Annotated in this window: 22 protein-coding genes; 12 read left to right on the top strand and 10 right to left on the bottom strand. The window is 48.4% G+C overall.

All coding sequences use genetic code 11. The features are described from left to right. Positions 1–66: 66 nt before the first annotated feature. The 3 genes from A0126_RS17215 to A0126_RS17205 form a co-directional block, all read right to left on the bottom strand. Entirely contained in the window at positions 67–375 is a 309-nt protein-coding gene (locus A0126_RS17215; RefSeq protein WP_239456882.1) for an ArsR/SmtB family transcription factor, read from the bottom strand. Positions 376–469: 94 nt separating this feature from the next. Beyond that, positions 470–712 (bottom strand): hypothetical protein, encoded by a 243-nt coding sequence (locus A0126_RS17210; protein WP_029333604.1) that lies wholly within the window; start codon positions 710–712, stop codon positions 470–472. After that, a complete protein-coding gene (locus A0126_RS17205; RefSeq protein ID WP_088837002.1) occupies positions 709–1,257 on the bottom strand; it encodes a GNAT family N-acetyltransferase in 549 nt (182 codons plus the stop codon). The genes A0126_RS17210 and A0126_RS17205 overlap by 4 nt, the downstream gene beginning before the upstream one ends. A gap of 192 nt (positions 1,258–1,449) precedes the next feature. On the opposite strand from A0126_RS17205, the gene A0126_RS17200 reads away from it, so the two are divergent. Then, positions 1,450–1,629 carry a hypothetical protein gene (locus tag A0126_RS17200; RefSeq protein WP_088837001.1) on the top strand — a complete coding sequence of 60 codons (180 nt, stop codon included), beginning with the start codon at positions 1,450–1,452 and terminating at the stop codon, positions 1,627–1,629. Positions 1,630–1,662: 33 nt separating this feature from the next. Continuing rightward, on the top strand, positions 1,663–2,247 hold the full coding sequence (locus A0126_RS17195; protein WP_088837000.1) for a VanZ family protein: 585 nt from the start codon (positions 1,663–1,665) through the stop codon (positions 2,245–2,247). Between the two features lie 88 nt (positions 2,248–2,335). Here the strand turns inward: A0126_RS17195 and A0126_RS17190 are convergent, their stop codons facing one another. Further along, on the bottom strand, positions 2,336–4,042 hold the full coding sequence (locus tag A0126_RS17190) for a methyl-accepting chemotaxis protein (protein ID WP_088836999.1): 1,707 nt from the start codon (positions 4,040–4,042) through the stop codon (positions 2,336–2,338). 165 nt (positions 4,043–4,207) lie between these two features. Between A0126_RS17190 and A0126_RS17185 the strand changes: the two genes are divergently transcribed. Next, positions 4,208–5,260, top strand: a complete 1,053-nt coding sequence (locus A0126_RS17185; RefSeq protein WP_088836998.1) for a C45 family autoproteolytic acyltransferase/hydrolase — start codon at positions 4,208–4,210, stop codon at positions 5,258–5,260. Between the two features lie 59 nt (positions 5,261–5,319). Here A0126_RS17185 and A0126_RS17180 read toward each other — a convergent pair whose 3' ends face one another. Together A0126_RS17180 and A0126_RS17175 are read right to left on the bottom strand one after the other, a co-directional pair. Next, on the bottom strand, positions 5,320–5,799 hold the full coding sequence (locus tag A0126_RS17180; protein ID WP_088836997.1) for a GNAT family N-acetyltransferase: 480 nt from the start codon (positions 5,797–5,799) through the stop codon (positions 5,320–5,322). Beyond that, positions 5,796–6,383, bottom strand: a complete 588-nt coding sequence (locus A0126_RS17175) for a GNAT family N-acetyltransferase (protein ID WP_088836996.1) — start codon at positions 6,381–6,383, stop codon at positions 5,796–5,798. The genes A0126_RS17180 and A0126_RS17175 overlap by 4 nt, the downstream gene beginning before the upstream one ends. Before the next feature lie 101 nt (positions 6,384–6,484). Between A0126_RS17175 and A0126_RS17170 the strand changes: the two genes are divergently transcribed. From A0126_RS17170 to A0126_RS17160, 3 genes are all read left to right on the top strand, one after another. Then, positions 6,485–7,267, top strand: a complete 783-nt coding sequence (locus A0126_RS17170) for a phospholipase D-like domain-containing protein (RefSeq protein WP_239456881.1) — start codon at positions 6,485–6,487, stop codon at positions 7,265–7,267. Positions 7,268–7,507: 240 nt separating this feature from the next. Beyond that, complete coding sequence (locus A0126_RS17165; RefSeq protein ID WP_088836995.1) at positions 7,508–8,029, top strand: HAD-IIIA family hydrolase; 522 nt, start codon at positions 7,508–7,510, stop codon at positions 8,027–8,029. A 78-nt stretch (positions 8,030–8,107) separates the two neighbouring features. Continuing rightward, positions 8,108–8,512, top strand: a complete 405-nt coding sequence (locus A0126_RS17160; RefSeq protein WP_088836994.1) for an NUDIX hydrolase — start codon at positions 8,108–8,110, stop codon at positions 8,510–8,512. 145 nt (positions 8,513–8,657) lie between these two features. Here A0126_RS17160 and A0126_RS17155 read toward each other — a convergent pair whose 3' ends face one another. Beyond that, positions 8,658–9,116 (bottom strand): NUDIX domain-containing protein, encoded by a 459-nt coding sequence (locus A0126_RS17155; protein WP_088836993.1) that lies wholly within the window; start codon positions 9,114–9,116, stop codon positions 8,658–8,660. A gap of 105 nt (positions 9,117–9,221) precedes the next feature. Between A0126_RS17155 and A0126_RS17150 the strand changes: the two genes are divergently transcribed. From A0126_RS17150 to A0126_RS17140, 3 genes are all read left to right on the top strand, one after another. After that, a complete protein-coding gene (locus tag A0126_RS17150; RefSeq protein ID WP_088836992.1) occupies positions 9,222–9,731 on the top strand; it encodes a MepB family protein in 510 nt (169 codons plus the stop codon). A 132-nt stretch (positions 9,732–9,863) separates the two neighbouring features. Further along, positions 9,864–10,625: an arylamine N-acetyltransferase family protein gene (locus A0126_RS17145; protein ID WP_239456880.1), complete on the top strand. Its 762-nt coding sequence runs from the start codon at positions 9,864–9,866 to the stop codon at positions 10,623–10,625. Between the two features lie 2 nt (positions 10,626–10,627). Continuing rightward, entirely contained in the window at positions 10,628–11,128 is a 501-nt protein-coding gene (locus tag A0126_RS17140; protein WP_088836991.1) for an NUDIX hydrolase, read from the top strand. A gap of 60 nt (positions 11,129–11,188) precedes the next feature. Here the strand turns inward: A0126_RS17140 and A0126_RS17135 are convergent, their stop codons facing one another. From A0126_RS17135 to A0126_RS17125, 3 genes are read right to left on the bottom strand one after another with little or no spacing between them, the layout of a single operon-like run. After that, on the bottom strand, positions 11,189–11,899 hold the full coding sequence (locus A0126_RS17135; protein WP_088836990.1) for a DUF554 domain-containing protein: 711 nt from the start codon (positions 11,897–11,899) through the stop codon (positions 11,189–11,191). A gap of 53 nt (positions 11,900–11,952) precedes the next feature. Next, positions 11,953–12,867, bottom strand: a complete 915-nt coding sequence (locus A0126_RS17130; protein WP_088836989.1) for a DMT family transporter — start codon at positions 12,865–12,867, stop codon at positions 11,953–11,955. 2 nt (positions 12,868–12,869) lie between these two features. Further along, positions 12,870–13,535, bottom strand: a complete 666-nt coding sequence (locus tag A0126_RS17125) for a GntR family transcriptional regulator (protein ID WP_088838471.1) — start codon at positions 13,533–13,535, stop codon at positions 12,870–12,872. 145 nt (positions 13,536–13,680) lie between these two features. On the opposite strand from A0126_RS17125, the gene A0126_RS17120 reads away from it, so the two are divergent. From A0126_RS17120 to A0126_RS17110, 3 genes are all read left to right on the top strand, one after another. After that, on the top strand, positions 13,681–14,001 hold the full coding sequence (locus A0126_RS17120; protein ID WP_029333588.1) for a PadR family transcriptional regulator: 321 nt from the start codon (positions 13,681–13,683) through the stop codon (positions 13,999–14,001). Positions 14,002–14,004: 3 nt separating this feature from the next. Beyond that, on the top strand, positions 14,005–14,763 hold the full coding sequence (locus A0126_RS17115) for a hypothetical protein (protein WP_088836988.1): 759 nt from the start codon (positions 14,005–14,007) through the stop codon (positions 14,761–14,763). 127 nt (positions 14,764–14,890) lie between these two features. Continuing rightward, entirely contained in the window at positions 14,891–15,124 is a 234-nt protein-coding gene (locus A0126_RS17110; RefSeq protein ID WP_088836987.1) for a hypothetical protein, read from the top strand. Positions 15,125–15,132: the final 8 nt, after the last annotated feature.

Below are 15,132 nucleotides of genomic sequence, written 5' to 3'. Positions count from 1 at the left end.
GCAACTTCACATAACAACCTTGTTATATAAGGACGCTGTCGACCAACCGAAAAGTGACCTTTCCGGTCAGCACATATTTCCTTCCGTCAAGGACGGTCGTTCGAGTGTTGCTAAAATCGTCACGAGCAATGCATAGTGTGAATGGTCCGGATTAAGCCGAAAATGAATCCACTGACGATCGCGTCGTTCTAAGATGATGTGCGCTTGCCGTAATAATTTCAAATGCCGGCTGATTGCCGGCTGGGATATGCCATACACATCGACGAAATCACAGACACAGTGTTCACGCTCTTGCAGGCGATTCAACATATCAAGCCGGATTCCGTCACTCAGCAATTTCAAATAGGCACTGACTGTTTCGACGTCTGTGATCAATGGCCCCTCGCCTCCTCCTCTTTTCCTATGCCACGTGTTCTAACATAAACAGTCTATTATATAACTAACTCGTTATTCAATGATTTTTAAAAGATTATTTTTTGTTCTGTGTAAAGGATGTGAACGCCGGTAGATTGACGACCAAAAAATAAAGCGCGAATGCAATCAAAAAGAATACGGTGAAGGACAACAATTTTTCATCATGTAAAAACAATGTCCGGTCGATGTGCAGGTGCCCGGTTTTATCAATCGCGACCGGCATCGTCACCAGTGTTAAAAAAATACCGCCCATCAGGAAAAGTCCAAGTATGTTGAAATACCGTTGTGGTGTTTTCATGATTGCACCACCCAGTCCGGTTGAATTATCGAAAACAAACACCCATCATGCGAACGTCCACCTTGATAGAGATAACCCCGCAGTTTGCCTTCTTGAACGAACCCTTGTTTTTCGAGGAGATGGATTGACGCGACATTATCCGGGAAGGTGACGGCTCCGACACGGAATAAATCAAGTTCTTCAAACGCATACCGCAAAATTACCCGGACCGCTTCCGATGTATAGCCTTTCCCCCAATAAGCGGGACTTAATTCGAAACCGATTTCTGTTTTCTTGCTGTATTCACTCAAGTGATTAAAGCCGATCGTCCCGATGAACGCTCCGGTTTCCTTGTCGACCATCCCCCAGCGGATGCCGCGTCTTGTTTTATAAGTGTCGTCAAACGACTTGACGATCATGGTTCCCTGTTCGGCGGACGTCAACGGGTCCATCCCGTAAAAGCGCGTCACTGCCTCGTCCGATAAGATTTCAAATAATGCTTCCGCATGATCGGGTGTTACTTCGACGAGCTGTAATCGCTCCGTTTTTAAAACGGGAAAAGTCATGTTCATTCCTCCGATTTTTCATTTACTGTCCTTAAAAGCATATTACGGCACTCCCGCTCAAAATCCCTGCTTTTTCCACAAAAACAATGTTAATTCCTAATAATGAAAGACGAATGGGTTTTTGTTGTGTTATCCTATTTTTGGTCTTTTATTCCCATTTCACAAATTCAATAGTCTAGGAGGTAGATGTGTTTGAATACAAAACTAGCATTCATCTTATGCCTCATGCTTGTAGCTGAATTTCGCGTCATCCATCTGTTTGATTTGCCTTATTGGATGCAGCAATTCTATGGTGTGTTTTATCTTATCACGACAGGAATCATCGCATTCATGTTATGGAAACAAAAAAAAGCGAAACGCGTCCAATCTTAAGGGCGACAATTTATCTATGTAAAGGAGCATCATATGCCATCCATCTCATTTCCCGTTTTCACCCTGCTCGGACTACTCGGATTATTGATGTATGCCGGATTTGATTTCAGAAGACAGGCATTTAATCACTTAGGCAAACGAAGTATCATGTACAGCTTTCTCGTGTACGCGATTGTCGTCGTCCACTTGACAATCGGTTTCGTTTATTTCCCTCCGCAAGCAGGATCAATCGATATTCAGTTGCGCCCTTTCCACTTTATTAACGATTGGATGCTTGCAGGACAGCAAAGCAATTGGTTCTTTTGGAATTCAGTAAAGTTGACTGCTTATAACTTCCTTTTGTTCCTGCCGCTCGGCGTCTATCTTGTGGTCCTTTTCAAAATACGGTTCACAACAGGGTTGCTGTTCCTTTTTCTGACGAGCTTTGTGATTGAAACGCTGCAATTTGTCTTCAGTTATGCCGGTCTGCTGTTCCGCCGTACCTTCAACGTCGATGATTTATTGCTAAATACACTCGGTGGCTTACTTGGGATGCTCATCGCCTATAGCGTCATCCACTTCATGCTGACGAAATTCAACCAGTTCCCTAAGCAAACGGACAACACTAAGATTTCGTAACCCATATAAAACGACGGATGCCTTTCGCTGTAACAGCGTCGCATCCGTCGTTTTTGTATGATCTTATATTTCACGATCCAAAATCGATTCAAACTTGAAACCGGTCCGCTAGTCCTTTTAAATCCTCTGCCATCGTCGCAAGCGACTGCGAGGCCGATGAAATTTCCTGCATCGATGCCATCTGTTCTTCCGTCGACGCTGAAATGTTCTCCGTTCCGGCAGCAGCACTTTCCGTGACGCCCTGGATTTCCCGCATGACGGCCGCGATTTGTTCGCTGCCCGCTGCCATTTCCTGAACGGCACCGGATACTTCTTCGACTTGATCGGTCACGTCGACGATCGAGCGCTCGATTTCCTTGAACGAATCACTCGCTGCTGCGACGACGTGAATCCCGCTCGTCATCTCGCCTGATACCTTCTCCATCGAGACGACGGAATGTTCCGTCTCCCGCTGAATGACTTGAATCAATCCTTCGATTTGCTTCGCCGCAACCGCCGATTGTTCGGCGAGCGCCTTGACTTCTGCTGCGACGACGGCGAATCCGCGCCCTTGCTCCCCGGCACGTGCCGCTTCAATCGCTGCATTTAAGGCAAGTAAGTTCGTTTGCGCGGCGATGCCCGTGATCGACGCCGTAATCTGCCCGATTTCTTTTGAGCGACCACCGAGTCCGACGATGACGTGTCCAAGTTCCGTGACGTCCGTATTGATTTGTTCCATTTGTCGGCCGAGTTTGTCGACGACTTGACTGCCTTGCTCGACTTTCCCCATCGCGTCGCCGGTCACGTCAGACATCTGTTGCGCATTCCGCGCGACTTGGCGGATGCCGGACGTCAATTCCTCGACCGTTCGTGACGCGCCCGAGACTTGACCTAGTTGTTGTGTCGATCCGCTCGCGATTTCTTCCATTGTCACGGCGACGAGTTCCGTTGCTTTCGTCGTCGCTTCCGCGTTCGCACTCAGTTCGTCCGATGCTTTCGCGACGTGGTTCGATGTTCCCGTCATCTCGACGATGACATGATGCAACTGTTCCGTCATCGTATTGAACGATGCTGTCAATTGACCAAGTTCATCTTTTGAATTGTAATCACCACGTACCGTCAAATCACCATCACCCGACTGTTCCATCCAGCCTTGGAGTGAACGGATCGGTCGCGTGATTAAGCGAATGATGTAGAGCGCTAAAATCGCAAACAGAAGCAACGATCCGATGAAAATTGCCGCCATTAAGTAAAAGGCTGTCTGTTTCTCTGCCTGATTTTGTTCGTTGATCGACTTCGCTTGATTCGTCATCGATTTCATCAAGCTTGCTGCCGTATCAGCGACTTGATCACGAACTTGTTCGAGACCTGTCGCGTATGTTTCGTAAGCCTCTTCTTTACTCCCTTCAATCGCTAAACTTTGAATCGTACTGAGTCCATTGTCGTAGGCGATGACAAGATCATTCAATTCCACGAGTTGTTTTCTTTCACGGGCACCAATGTTCGCCGTCCGCTCAAATTTAGTAATCGATGTCCGGATCTGTGCTTGGCGTTGATCGATTTGTCCCTCCAGTTCTTCGAGTCGTGCCGGATCTTTCGTCAACATCATCTCGGCGAGGAACGAATCGAGCGCCCGGGTATCAATCCGAATCTGTCCGACTTCTTGAACCGGGATTAAGTTTTCTTCGTACATCGCTTCAGATGCATTGGCCATCTGATTTAAAAAGTAGATACTTGCACTCGTAATCAGGACCATCGCGACGATTGCCGTTGCAATCAACATTTGAATCTTTCTTCGTACCGTCAAATTTTTCATCCATCTTCCCCCTCCCTTTTCTATATCGGTAAAATGAAGCGATGTTTGACTCTTTTTACGGAATTTTTCCAATCCATGATGTGTTACCGCCAAAGCGTCGGCTACGACTTTTGTGGAGTCGTTCGGTATAATCGGCAGTACGAGAAGCAGAAAGGATGAGTCGTCATGCAACAGGTCGCTAATGAAATCACCCAGTTTCGCGGCACCCACTACGAGTTCGGCCGTGAACAAGGACGGTACGTCAAACAAAATGAATTACTCCATAACCGGGAAGACAACTGGAAGATTCGGGTTCCACGCTTTCAGGTCGACCCGGGCGAAACAAAAGAAATGTTCCTGCGGTATGTCCCGCACATGTGGGATGAAATCCTCGGACTCCAAGATGAACTTGAACTGTCGCTTGAAGACACATTGCTTCACTTTGGTCATTACCGCGTCGAAGGTCCGAAAAGCGGCTGTTCGATCATGACGGGCGATAATTTTTTAGTCCGCAATTATGATTATCATCCGATGACCTACGACGGACGGTTTTCCGTTTTCCAACCGACGGACGGTGGGTCTGCCATCATCGGTCCCGCGTCACGCGTGACCGGTCGGATGGACGGGATGAACGAACACGGACTGGCGATGGGCTACAACTTCATCAACCGGCGACGCCCCGGAGACGGTTTCGTCAGTTTCATGATTGGCCGGATCATCCTCGAAACGTGTACATCGGTCGAAGACGCGATTTCGCTCGTTAAGGAATTGCCGCACCGCGGTTCTTTCACCTACGTCGTCCACGATAAGTCGGCCCGCTCGTTCGTCATCGAAGCGACGGCACGCGACATCGAGGTCCGGGAGACGAATCTCTGTACGAACCATTTTGATTTACTGCAACACGAAAACCGGTTCCATCTCGATGACTCGAAACGACGGATGATGGAAATGAAGTCGCACCAGCACTTGATTCAAGATGCGGAGTCTGCCTTCCGTCTGCTCAACGATACCGATAAAGGGGTCTTTTCCGAGCTCTACTCCCACTGGGCCGGAACGATTCATACCTCGGCATACTTTCCGGAGGACTTGAAGGTCTGGTTCGCGCTCGGTGGTGACCAGGAGCCGGTCGAGTTCGATTTCCGCGACTGGTTGGCCGGGAACGACTTTGCTCTGAAACGCATCGAAGGAGAACTTGAGACCGACATCCAGTTCGCGAACACGTTACAGACGTGGCGCTGAACGCATTCAACTAACAAAAAGCACGAAAGCAGCTGGTACAGTTGCTTTCGTGCTTTCATTTAATCCAACCGTTTTTCCATATGGAGATCCGTCGGCGCGTACCCTGACGATTCATACAGCTTGATCGCCCGCGTATTGTGGGCAAAGACATGAAGTCCGATGATTTTGATGTTCATCCGCCGTGCGACCTGTTCAAGCGCCACCATCGCCTGTCGCCCGTAGCCTTTTCCTTGGTGATGTGCATCAACCGAAAAATCATAGATGAATGCCGTCCGTCCCTGTTTTTTTTCCACGACATGAAACCACATCATGCCGACCGCCTCAGTCGTCGCCTCATCGACTAGCGAGAAAAGATAATTGTCTTTTGACGCGCGTCCGTCCGGTAAGAGTTGACGAAACTCTTCCGTCGACCGGTCGATGGCTTCCGCTTCCACCCACGTTCCGGCTTTCACCTTTTCCGCGGCGTACTCTTCAATTGCCGTCGGTAAATACGTCTGATACGTCGTTTCCGTCATCGGTTCAAAGCGGATTTTCGTCATCGGTTGTCCCCTACTTCCGTTTGTTCGACCTGTATCATGTTCGATTGCCAGTCATCGGCGAGCATCGCGTAGACGATGACATCATGGAAATCTCCGTAAAGACGTTCTGCCGACCGTAACGTCCCTTCTTTGACGAATCCGAGCCGCTCGGGAATCCGTTGACTCCGTGTATTGCCGGCCGCACATTCAATGACGACTCGGTTCAAGCCGAGTGTCGTGAAGCAGTATGCCGTAATGAAGCGAACGACTTCCGTCATCAGGTTTTTTCCGCGCCCGGCTCCCGTTACGTAATAGCCGATTGATGTCTGGCGTAACGTTTGATTGATTTCGTGCAGGGCGACCGTTCCGACCAGTGCTCCGTCATAATAAATCCCGCAGGCGAAACCGTCCCCGTCCGCATATTGCTTCAGCCAGATCGGAATCACTTCCTCACGGTAGACTTCAGCTCCCGTCGCCCCGTCGACCCAGCCGAGCCACTCCCGTAAGTGGTCCCGGTTGGCGTCGACTAAGGCGAACAGGGCGTCGGCATCTTGCCGTTCAATCAATTTTAATCCGAGTCGTTCTGTGATCTGATGGGTAAACATGTCGTTTCACTCCTTATGTATGTCTAAAGCTATACTTTAGACGTTAAACGTTAAAATACCTGCTTGAGAATCTGTTGCTGTGATGAGTGGGACAGATTTTTGTGAATGACCTGTTTTGGTTTCGTCGTCAGCGCGTTCTCTATGATGCGATCGGCTCCTGGAAACTCAAAGCGAAGGACTTCGCTGCCTTCAACCAAGACGGCGCTGAAGTCCGGTCGTTTTTCGCTTCGCCGTTCGGCATCTTCAACCTGCGGATCAACAACCGCAATCACCGGAAACTTTGTACGATTGACCGGCAAATCGGCTACATCGGCGGTTTTAACGTCGGATCGGAGTACCTTGGGGAAGACGAACAGTTCGGCTACTGGCGTGACACACATCTGCGGGTCCTCGGCCCCGTCGTCGAAGCACTCGAGTTTCATTTTGAACAGAACTGGGATGCCGCGAGCCGTGAGCGAACCGATTGGTCAACGGCACCGATTCCACCGCTAGCGGATTCGACAGACCGTGTCCCGGCTCAAATCGTGACGTCCGGTCCAACGTCAGAGACGGAATACTTGAAAAACATGCTGATCCAAATAATTCATACGGCGGAAAAATCAATCTATATTCAGTCACCCTACTTTATTCCGGACGCCAGTTTCATGGATGCCTGCCGGATTGCCTTAGCGTCCGGCGTTACCCTGAAGATCATGATTCCGAACCAGCCGGATCACCCGTTCGTCTACTGGGCGACGTATGCGGCGGTCGGCGAAGAACTGGAACTGCTCTTTTTATCAGACGTCGCCGATAGTAGTTTGTTAACGCGGGAAAAATACGCTGCCCGTCCGCGGATGATCCGCTTTAAGGAAAGTATCTCGCGCCTGTTATCGCCAATCTTATAACATTAAAAAAAGTAACAACCAGCATGTAATGGAATAACTAAACAGATGGACGGCAAATCATAAATTAACTCATTTTTGGCTAAACATACTCATTTTGAATGATTTTGAGTATGTTTAGCGTATTTGACTATGTTTAATGAGTTCATTTTTCTTCTAAACGGATTCATTTGTTATAAAAATGAGCATGTTTAATGGCATGGAGTGACGTACCGACTACATTCGTGACAGGAGATATAAACGATGAAAAACATAGAAGCTGTCTTTTTGGATCGTGATGATACCATCGGCGGGGGTACCACCATGCACTACCCAAGAGAATTTGAACTGTTTCCGTATACTGCTTTGGAAATCAATCGATTAAAAAAAGACCAGATTCCATTGTTTTCATTTACAAATCAGCCCGGTATTTCTAAAGGCTTAGCAACAATCGAAGACTTTCAACAGGAATTGACTGGATTTGGTTTTGATGATGTTTACATATGTCCACACAATCCTCAAGAAGGTTGTACGTGCCGGAAGCCTGGTATCGGCATGTTATCGAAGGCGCAAAAAGCTCATAATTTAACTCTAGAAAATTGTGTCGTCATCGGGGATCGTTGGACCGACATGCTGGCGGCTTCAAAAGCAGGTTGTATTAAAATTTTAGTACGAACAGGTGCGGGGGAAATGTCGTTGCGCGACCATCGTGACGAATCAAATAACATCCGTATTGACTACATTGCAAGTGACTTAAAAGATGCCATCAGCTGGTTGTACAGCTAGTATTCGTTGACTGGCAGAGCATAAAACAAGATATAGTGACGGTTACAAGTCTTATATTTAAATAAAGGTGGAGATTAGATGATGCCAAAACATTCACTCTCAGCAGGTGCCGTCGTCCTTGATGATCACGGAAAAATCCTGCTCATTAAAGGGCCAGAGCGAGGTTGGGAATTTCCAGGTGGGGTCATTGAACTAGGAGAAACCATCGAGGACGGAATCATCCGTGAAGTGAAAGAAGAATCCGGAATCGATATTGAGGTGACTCACTTTTGTGGCATCTATCAAAACATAAGCCAACATGTTTGCGCGACCTGTTGGCTGGCAAAAGCAGTCGGTGGGACACCGCAAACGAGCAGCGAAAGTCTGGAAGTCGGCTTTTTCAGTTTAGAAGAAGTTCTAGACATGGTGACCTGGTCAAATTTCAGTGAACGGATTCTTAAAATATTAAACGAAGCGGAACAACCCTTTTATGTCGCTTTTTGAAGCCCCCTTCACTTCACCGTTCCGAGAAGACAGCATATAGACAATGAAGTGCTCCGAATTAGAGCATCCATCGCCCCAAATCTTTTGGCCAGATGGGTGTCCTTTGTTTACGGAACCAGCATTTGCTTTTAAATCGATGATTTTATTAATCGACGGCTTCCCTGACCGCCCATCTCTGATGCGCATGAAATAACTTATCCGTATCTTGAAGACTAAGCCACGCCGGATGATGATCCATTTCGACTGCCGCTTGTGTCAACTCGAGTAACGTCACTGTGTAAAAAAACGCATCGTTGAGGATTGCTTGCCCGTTTCGTGCTTTCAGATACTGTTTGGCCCGTCCAATCGGTACTTCGATACGAATCGTATAACCCGTCTCTTCTAACAGTTCTCTGTGAAGTGCTTGCTCCGGTGTTTCACCGACTTCCCTCCCACCTCCGGGAAGGAAGAAATGTTGTGAATTGGTCCGAACGCTTAGGTATTTTTGTTGTTCCTTATCAACGACAACAGCATAGACGCTCGCCTTGTGTTGATAATGCATCCCTTCCTGCTTCAGTCCGAAAATCGGAATCTCTTTTTTTATATTCGTTTTAGACTGTCTCATTGATGATCTCCTTTATACGTGTAATGTTATTTCAAATAGAATTCGTGATATACAGCTTTATACTAACTATAGACCATTTAAATCCGTTGAGAGGTGAACTGAAACGTGCATGATTTTTTCGAAGTACTGAATTATGTAAATAAAATCATTTATGAACCCAATCGTTTACCATTAGAGAGGGTTCAAGAAGAACCACAAAATGCGAACTATGGTGCTGGGACTTTTAAAATATTTTCCAAAACCGTTCGTTTTCGGATAGGACATGTAACGCCTACAAAACTAGGACAGTTTGTGGTCTTTTGGGAAAAAGACGACAACAATAAGAATCAGCCCTATCGATACGACGAAGCCCCTGATTTATTAGTCATCACGACTTTTAAAAATGAGACAGCATTCGGACAATTCATCTTTCCGAAAGAAGTACTTCTTCAACAAAATGTTCTTTCATCTAATGCAACAAAAGGAAAGATGGCGATGCGTGTATATCCGAGCTGGGATACACCAACAAGTAAACAAGCCATCGCAACTCAAAAATGGCAGGCACCATACTTTATCGATATGTGCGATGCTAGTGATTCGTTAAATGAGGAACTAGTTGAACGTTATTCGCTTTAATTTCCCGAAAACCCCTTTTTCATCGATTCATTTCATTTTAAAAAATCAATTGATTCGGTACTATCCAGACTGTTTAATTAAATTTCAGACATTTTGTGCCATACTAAGGAGATTGAAAAAGGAGGAGTTCAGTTGTCATCTCTCATGAAAAAAATCGCATCCCGGATACAGTTTCCACTTGACCGGCCGATTACGTTTGACGATTTACCATCTCTATTAGAAGCATTCGCCTACCACCTGCCGTTTGATAATCAGGCCGTCCTCTCGAAACGGACGTTACCTTTTAACGAAGCACGCCTTGAGCAGACGTTCGTCACCAATCAAGCAGGCGGTGTCTGTTACGATTTAAATCATCTGCTCTATGAAATTTTGCGGATCAAAGGATTTGATGTCGCGCTCGTCAAAGCGACCGTCTATGACAATGAACACGAAGTCTGGTCCGCGACCGGTCCGACCCATGTCGCGATTCTCCTCCAGCATGCAGGCGCGACGTACCTCGTCGACAGTGGGTTCGGAATCAATCTCGCCTTACGCCCTGTTCCATTGACAGGTGAGACCGTCCTTTCACCAAGCGGCAGCTTCCGGATTGCGCCGAACGGGTCCGGGTACCAGCTTGAAATGCAACGGATAGGACTCGACGACACGTTCATCATCGGCTACCATTTTTATACCCAACAGACGCTTTTGCCGGAGCAGCTCGCAGCGATCGAACAAGTCATCCAGCAGCATGCCGCCTCCCCGTTCAATAAACGGAGTTTACTTGCCGTCCGGACTGAAACCGGCCACCGGATTTTGACGGAACAAGCCTTGACGACTTGGGCGGATGGAAAGAAAACGATCCAACCCGTCCCGTCAGACGAACAGTATGCAAGTTGGAAAAAGGAGCTGTTCTGATCGTGCAGGACGTACCCTACCCGTATACGCTTTGCCTGATCCGCCAAGGCGAACAGTTCCTCTTGCTCAACCGGCAAAACCAGCCGGCGATGGGAATGTGGAATGGTGTCGGCGGCAAAATCGAACCCGGTGAAACACCAACTGCCGCTGTCGTCCGGGAGACGTTCGAAGAGACGAGAATCATGCTGTCACAAGTCCAGTTCGCCGGTACCGCCGTCCTACGCGCTGAACAAGCAGTCGGCATCTATCTCTACCTCGCCGACTTACCGGATGGTCAAACGCTTGCGACACCGCGCGCGACGCGCGAAGGGATTCTCGACTGGAAATCGCTAAACTGGGTTCTTGATCCGGACAATATCGGGATCATCAGTAACTTAAAACACTATTTACCGAACATCTTAAGCGGTCCACCGCGTCAACACACATTCACCTATAAGCAGCATCAGTTACTCGATTATTCGACGACCGTCTTACCTGCGGACGCGTTGCACCTCACATACTAAAAAAACTGCGTCCTTCATCCCGGAGACAATCGTTGTCAACGGAATGAAGGACGCAGTTTTTTAATTGAATCCGAACAGTTGAAGCCCCGTCACGATCACGGCCACCATCACGATACCGGGCAGGAGATTTGCGACCCGGATTTTTGTGATGCCGGCAAGATTCAACCCGATCGCCAAAATCATCACCCCGCCGGTCGCCGTCATCTCGACGATGAACTGTTGCAGGATCGCATCGGGAATGAACTGTGTAATCGCGACGGCACCGAGCGCAATCGCCCCTTGATACAGAAGTACGGGAATGGCGGAGAAGATGACGCCGATGCCGAGCGTCGAACTGAGGACGAGCGCCGTAAAGCCGTCAATCAGTCCTTTCGTATATAATACGTCGTGATCCTGACGCAATCCGCCGTCAAGCGCCCCGAGCACACCCATCGCGCCGATGACGAAGATCAGCGTCGCCGTGACGAATCCTTCAGCGATGTTTGACGGACGACCCCGGCCGATTCTCAGTTCGAGCCATTCGCCGAGCCGGTTGAGCTTTTCATCGATCCGCAACCATTCGCCAAGCGCCCCACCGATGACGAGACTGCCGATGACGATTAAAAAGTTCTCACTTTTCAACCCCATTTGGACACCGAGCACGACGACGGCGAGACCGATTGCCTGGACGACCGTTTCTTTCGTCCGCTCGGGAATTCTGTGAAACAGGAGACCGAGTAACGTCCCGACGATGATCAGTCCTGTGTTGACAAGTGTTCCTGTAAGTACCATCCTTGTTCCCTCGTTTGCTAAGTTATTTTTAAATTAAGGTAGTTGAAATAAATTCAATCCGAGATAACGGTCGGACTGGCTTGCCGAAAACTGTGGAGTGTCATCCCAAGCATGACGAGGATGATACCGAGCAGTCCGAGACCTGACGGAAATGCCGCGTGTAAAAAGACGGCTTCTCCGAGGACGGTGAACAAAATTTCGAACGATTGTGTCGCCTCGATTGTCGCGAGCCGGACGGGATCACGATGGACGAGCGATGTCGCGTAAAAGAACAAGGACGTCGCGACGACGCCGGAAAAGATTGCGACGAGTGCCGACTGTGATACTTGTGCCATCGAAGGGAAGCCACTCGAACGGTATGCAAATGCCGTCAAGATGAACCAAAACGGAAGACTCGCGAGCGTCATCCCGAGAATCCGGTCGAACACGTCGAGTTGGTCGCCGTACCGTATGAGCATCTTCCGGTTCCCGAGCGGATAGGCGATCGCTGCAATCAGGACCGGGACGACACCGTACAGCATCGATGACAGGCTGACGTTTTCCGCGACGGCAAGTTGCATGACGATGACGCCGGCGACGATGACAAGGGAAAACCGTAACGCCGTCCAGGGAATCTTCTGCTGAAACAACGGCGCAAGCAACGGACCAGCAAGGATTGTCAGTTGCCACGTCCCGGCGATCAACCAACCGGGCGCATGATCGGCAGCAAAACAAATCCCGCTGTAAAAAATGCCGAAGCCGATCGTCCCGTAGATGAGCCAAAATTTCAGGTCTTCGCGGAGCGCCCGGTAGACGTGTCCGACCCGCCGGCGAAAAGCGACGATTATAAACAACAACGGCAGCATAAAATAAAACCGGAGTGCCGCACTGTAAATCCAGTGCCCCCCACTTCCTTGCATCGATTGGTTCAGGATGAAGGTGACGGCAAAAAACAATGCCGCCAAGGTACCGAGTACGAGCGGACGCATTTTCACTCCTCCTTCAGTGCTGCGATGATATGGCGACCGAGCCCATTCCAGTTCTGCCTCGTCAACCGGACGAGTAAATCGACATCCCGCTGTTCGCACGCTTGAATGATCGCATCGTGGTCATCTGCCGACGAACTGCCGATCCGGCTGAACTGGGCGAACTCCAGCCGGCGGACGAGCGGCGTCAAGCGACTCAACGTTTCAGTCAGTTGCTGATTCTGACTTGCCTGTAAGAAGACATGATGAAACGCATCATCACATTGCATCGCCTCGAGGGCATCCTCCTGACCGATCGCCGTCCGAAATTCGCTATTCAGCTTGCGTAACGTCACTAACGTCTCCGGCGTAATGTGCGGAAACGCCAGTTGACTCGCAAGTCCATGGAGCGTCGCGACGATCGGAAACGTCTCGCGTGCCTGCACCACATCCAGTGCCGTCACATTCGTCCGTGAACCGGGTTTAAAGACGACGAGTCCCTCCTCTTCCAGTTTTTTCAGTGCTTCCCGGACAGGCGTCCGGCTGACACCGAACTGTTCTGCCAGATCCAGGTCATTCAATTTTTCACCCGGCGCCAGTTCCAAGGTGATGATTTGTTGCTGCAAGTGTTGATACACTTCCTGACTCAAGGAAGTCCGTTTGATTTTAAGAGTCTTTTTTGAGTTATCCATAAAACTAATATATTGCATATCAATGTTGATTGCACTTGTTTTTTTCAATTATCAGGAAAATTTAATTCACTACCTTGTATTACATGTTATTGAATGATAGGCTATAGTTACCTTGCAATACAAGATAGTGAAACGAGGAATTCATATGTCATCTACTCAAATGTTAAAAGGGATTCTTGACGGTTGTCTCCTCGCCTTGATTGCCGAAGAAGAGGTCTACGGTTATGAACTGGCGACGAAACTTGCGACCTACGGCTTTGCTGACGTCAGCGAAGGAACGATTTATCCGTTATTGATGCGGATGCAAAAGCTCGGTTGGATTGAAGCAACGCAACGCCAGTCCCCGAGCGGACCGAAACGAAAGTATTATGCCATCACTTCGGCAGGACGCGACGAACTGACTGCTTTTTCAGCTCGCTGGTACAGTCTTTCAGCAAGCGTCAATCAGATTTTAAAGGAGGAATGAACCATGCATCCCTTATCCACTGAATCAACTCGTTTTTTAGAGGACTTAAAAATCTATTTGTTAGCTTCCGGAAAAAATGAACAGGCGACGCAAGACATCGTCAGCGAACTCGAGGATCACTTGCGCGACGCTGAGACGGACGGCAAATCGGTCAAATCCATTACCGGCGGTAGTCCGGCTGCTTACATCCAGTCGATTTCGAACGAACTGGCCTTTGATTGGAAAGGATTGCTGCAAATCTTCGGGCTTGTGTTAGTAGGTGGATCCAGTTTTTCGTTTTTTCAACAGCTCTTTAATGGTTCCGTCTCCTACAACGCCATTCTCTTATTGAGTTTTGCGAGCGCAGTTGCATTACTCATCGTCTGTCTCGCGTTGATTTTGCGGTACCTGTCGACGCATACGGTCAGTCCTGTCCGTCAAAAGGTGCTGTCCGGACTGTTCGGCGGCTTATTTTCAGTCAGTATCTTGGTGACCGTTCTTGCCGACCGCTTCATCGATTCACCGACCGTGACGTTTTCGCTCCCTGTCAGTTATGCGATCGGGTTGCTTTATCTCGTCGTCATCGTCTGGTTATCGGTTTCGTCAGGGACATGGGTCATCGCCATCGGACTCGCCGCCTATTTTTTACCGCAATTTGTTTTACATCAGACTGGAGTCAATGGATTAATCGTCATTTTGAGCAGTTATCTCATTTCGATGATCAGTATGAATCTTTACTTTTTCTTACCGATGCTGCTTACGAAACGACAGATGCAGAAGTGATTTAGTTCGAAAAATGCATAGAATCCGCTACAAACGAGTATTGCTATGAGTTAGCGATTTTCATTTGGTATTTAATGACATTTTCAAGTAGAATGAATTAAACACACTGGGATCGAGGCTACCTTTTATGAATATTAAGATGCTGATTCTCGTCTTCCTCATTGTCTATCTAGCACTTAGCCTGCCGGCACTGTTCGGGATTGGACTTGTCATCGACTGGGTCCCTGAAGCCACCGTCGTTCAAAAGTTTAACGGATATGTCCTCGTGGGACTAACGGATAACTACTTATTCAAATGCGTCATGGCAGGGCTGATTAGCATCGTCCTGCAACTGATTATTTCTAAACGACAGCGAAATTAAATCAGGTA

It is taken from the genome of Exiguobacterium sp. N4-1P, assembly GCF_002214325.1.
This window is presented reverse-complemented; position numbering and strand designations above follow the sequence as displayed.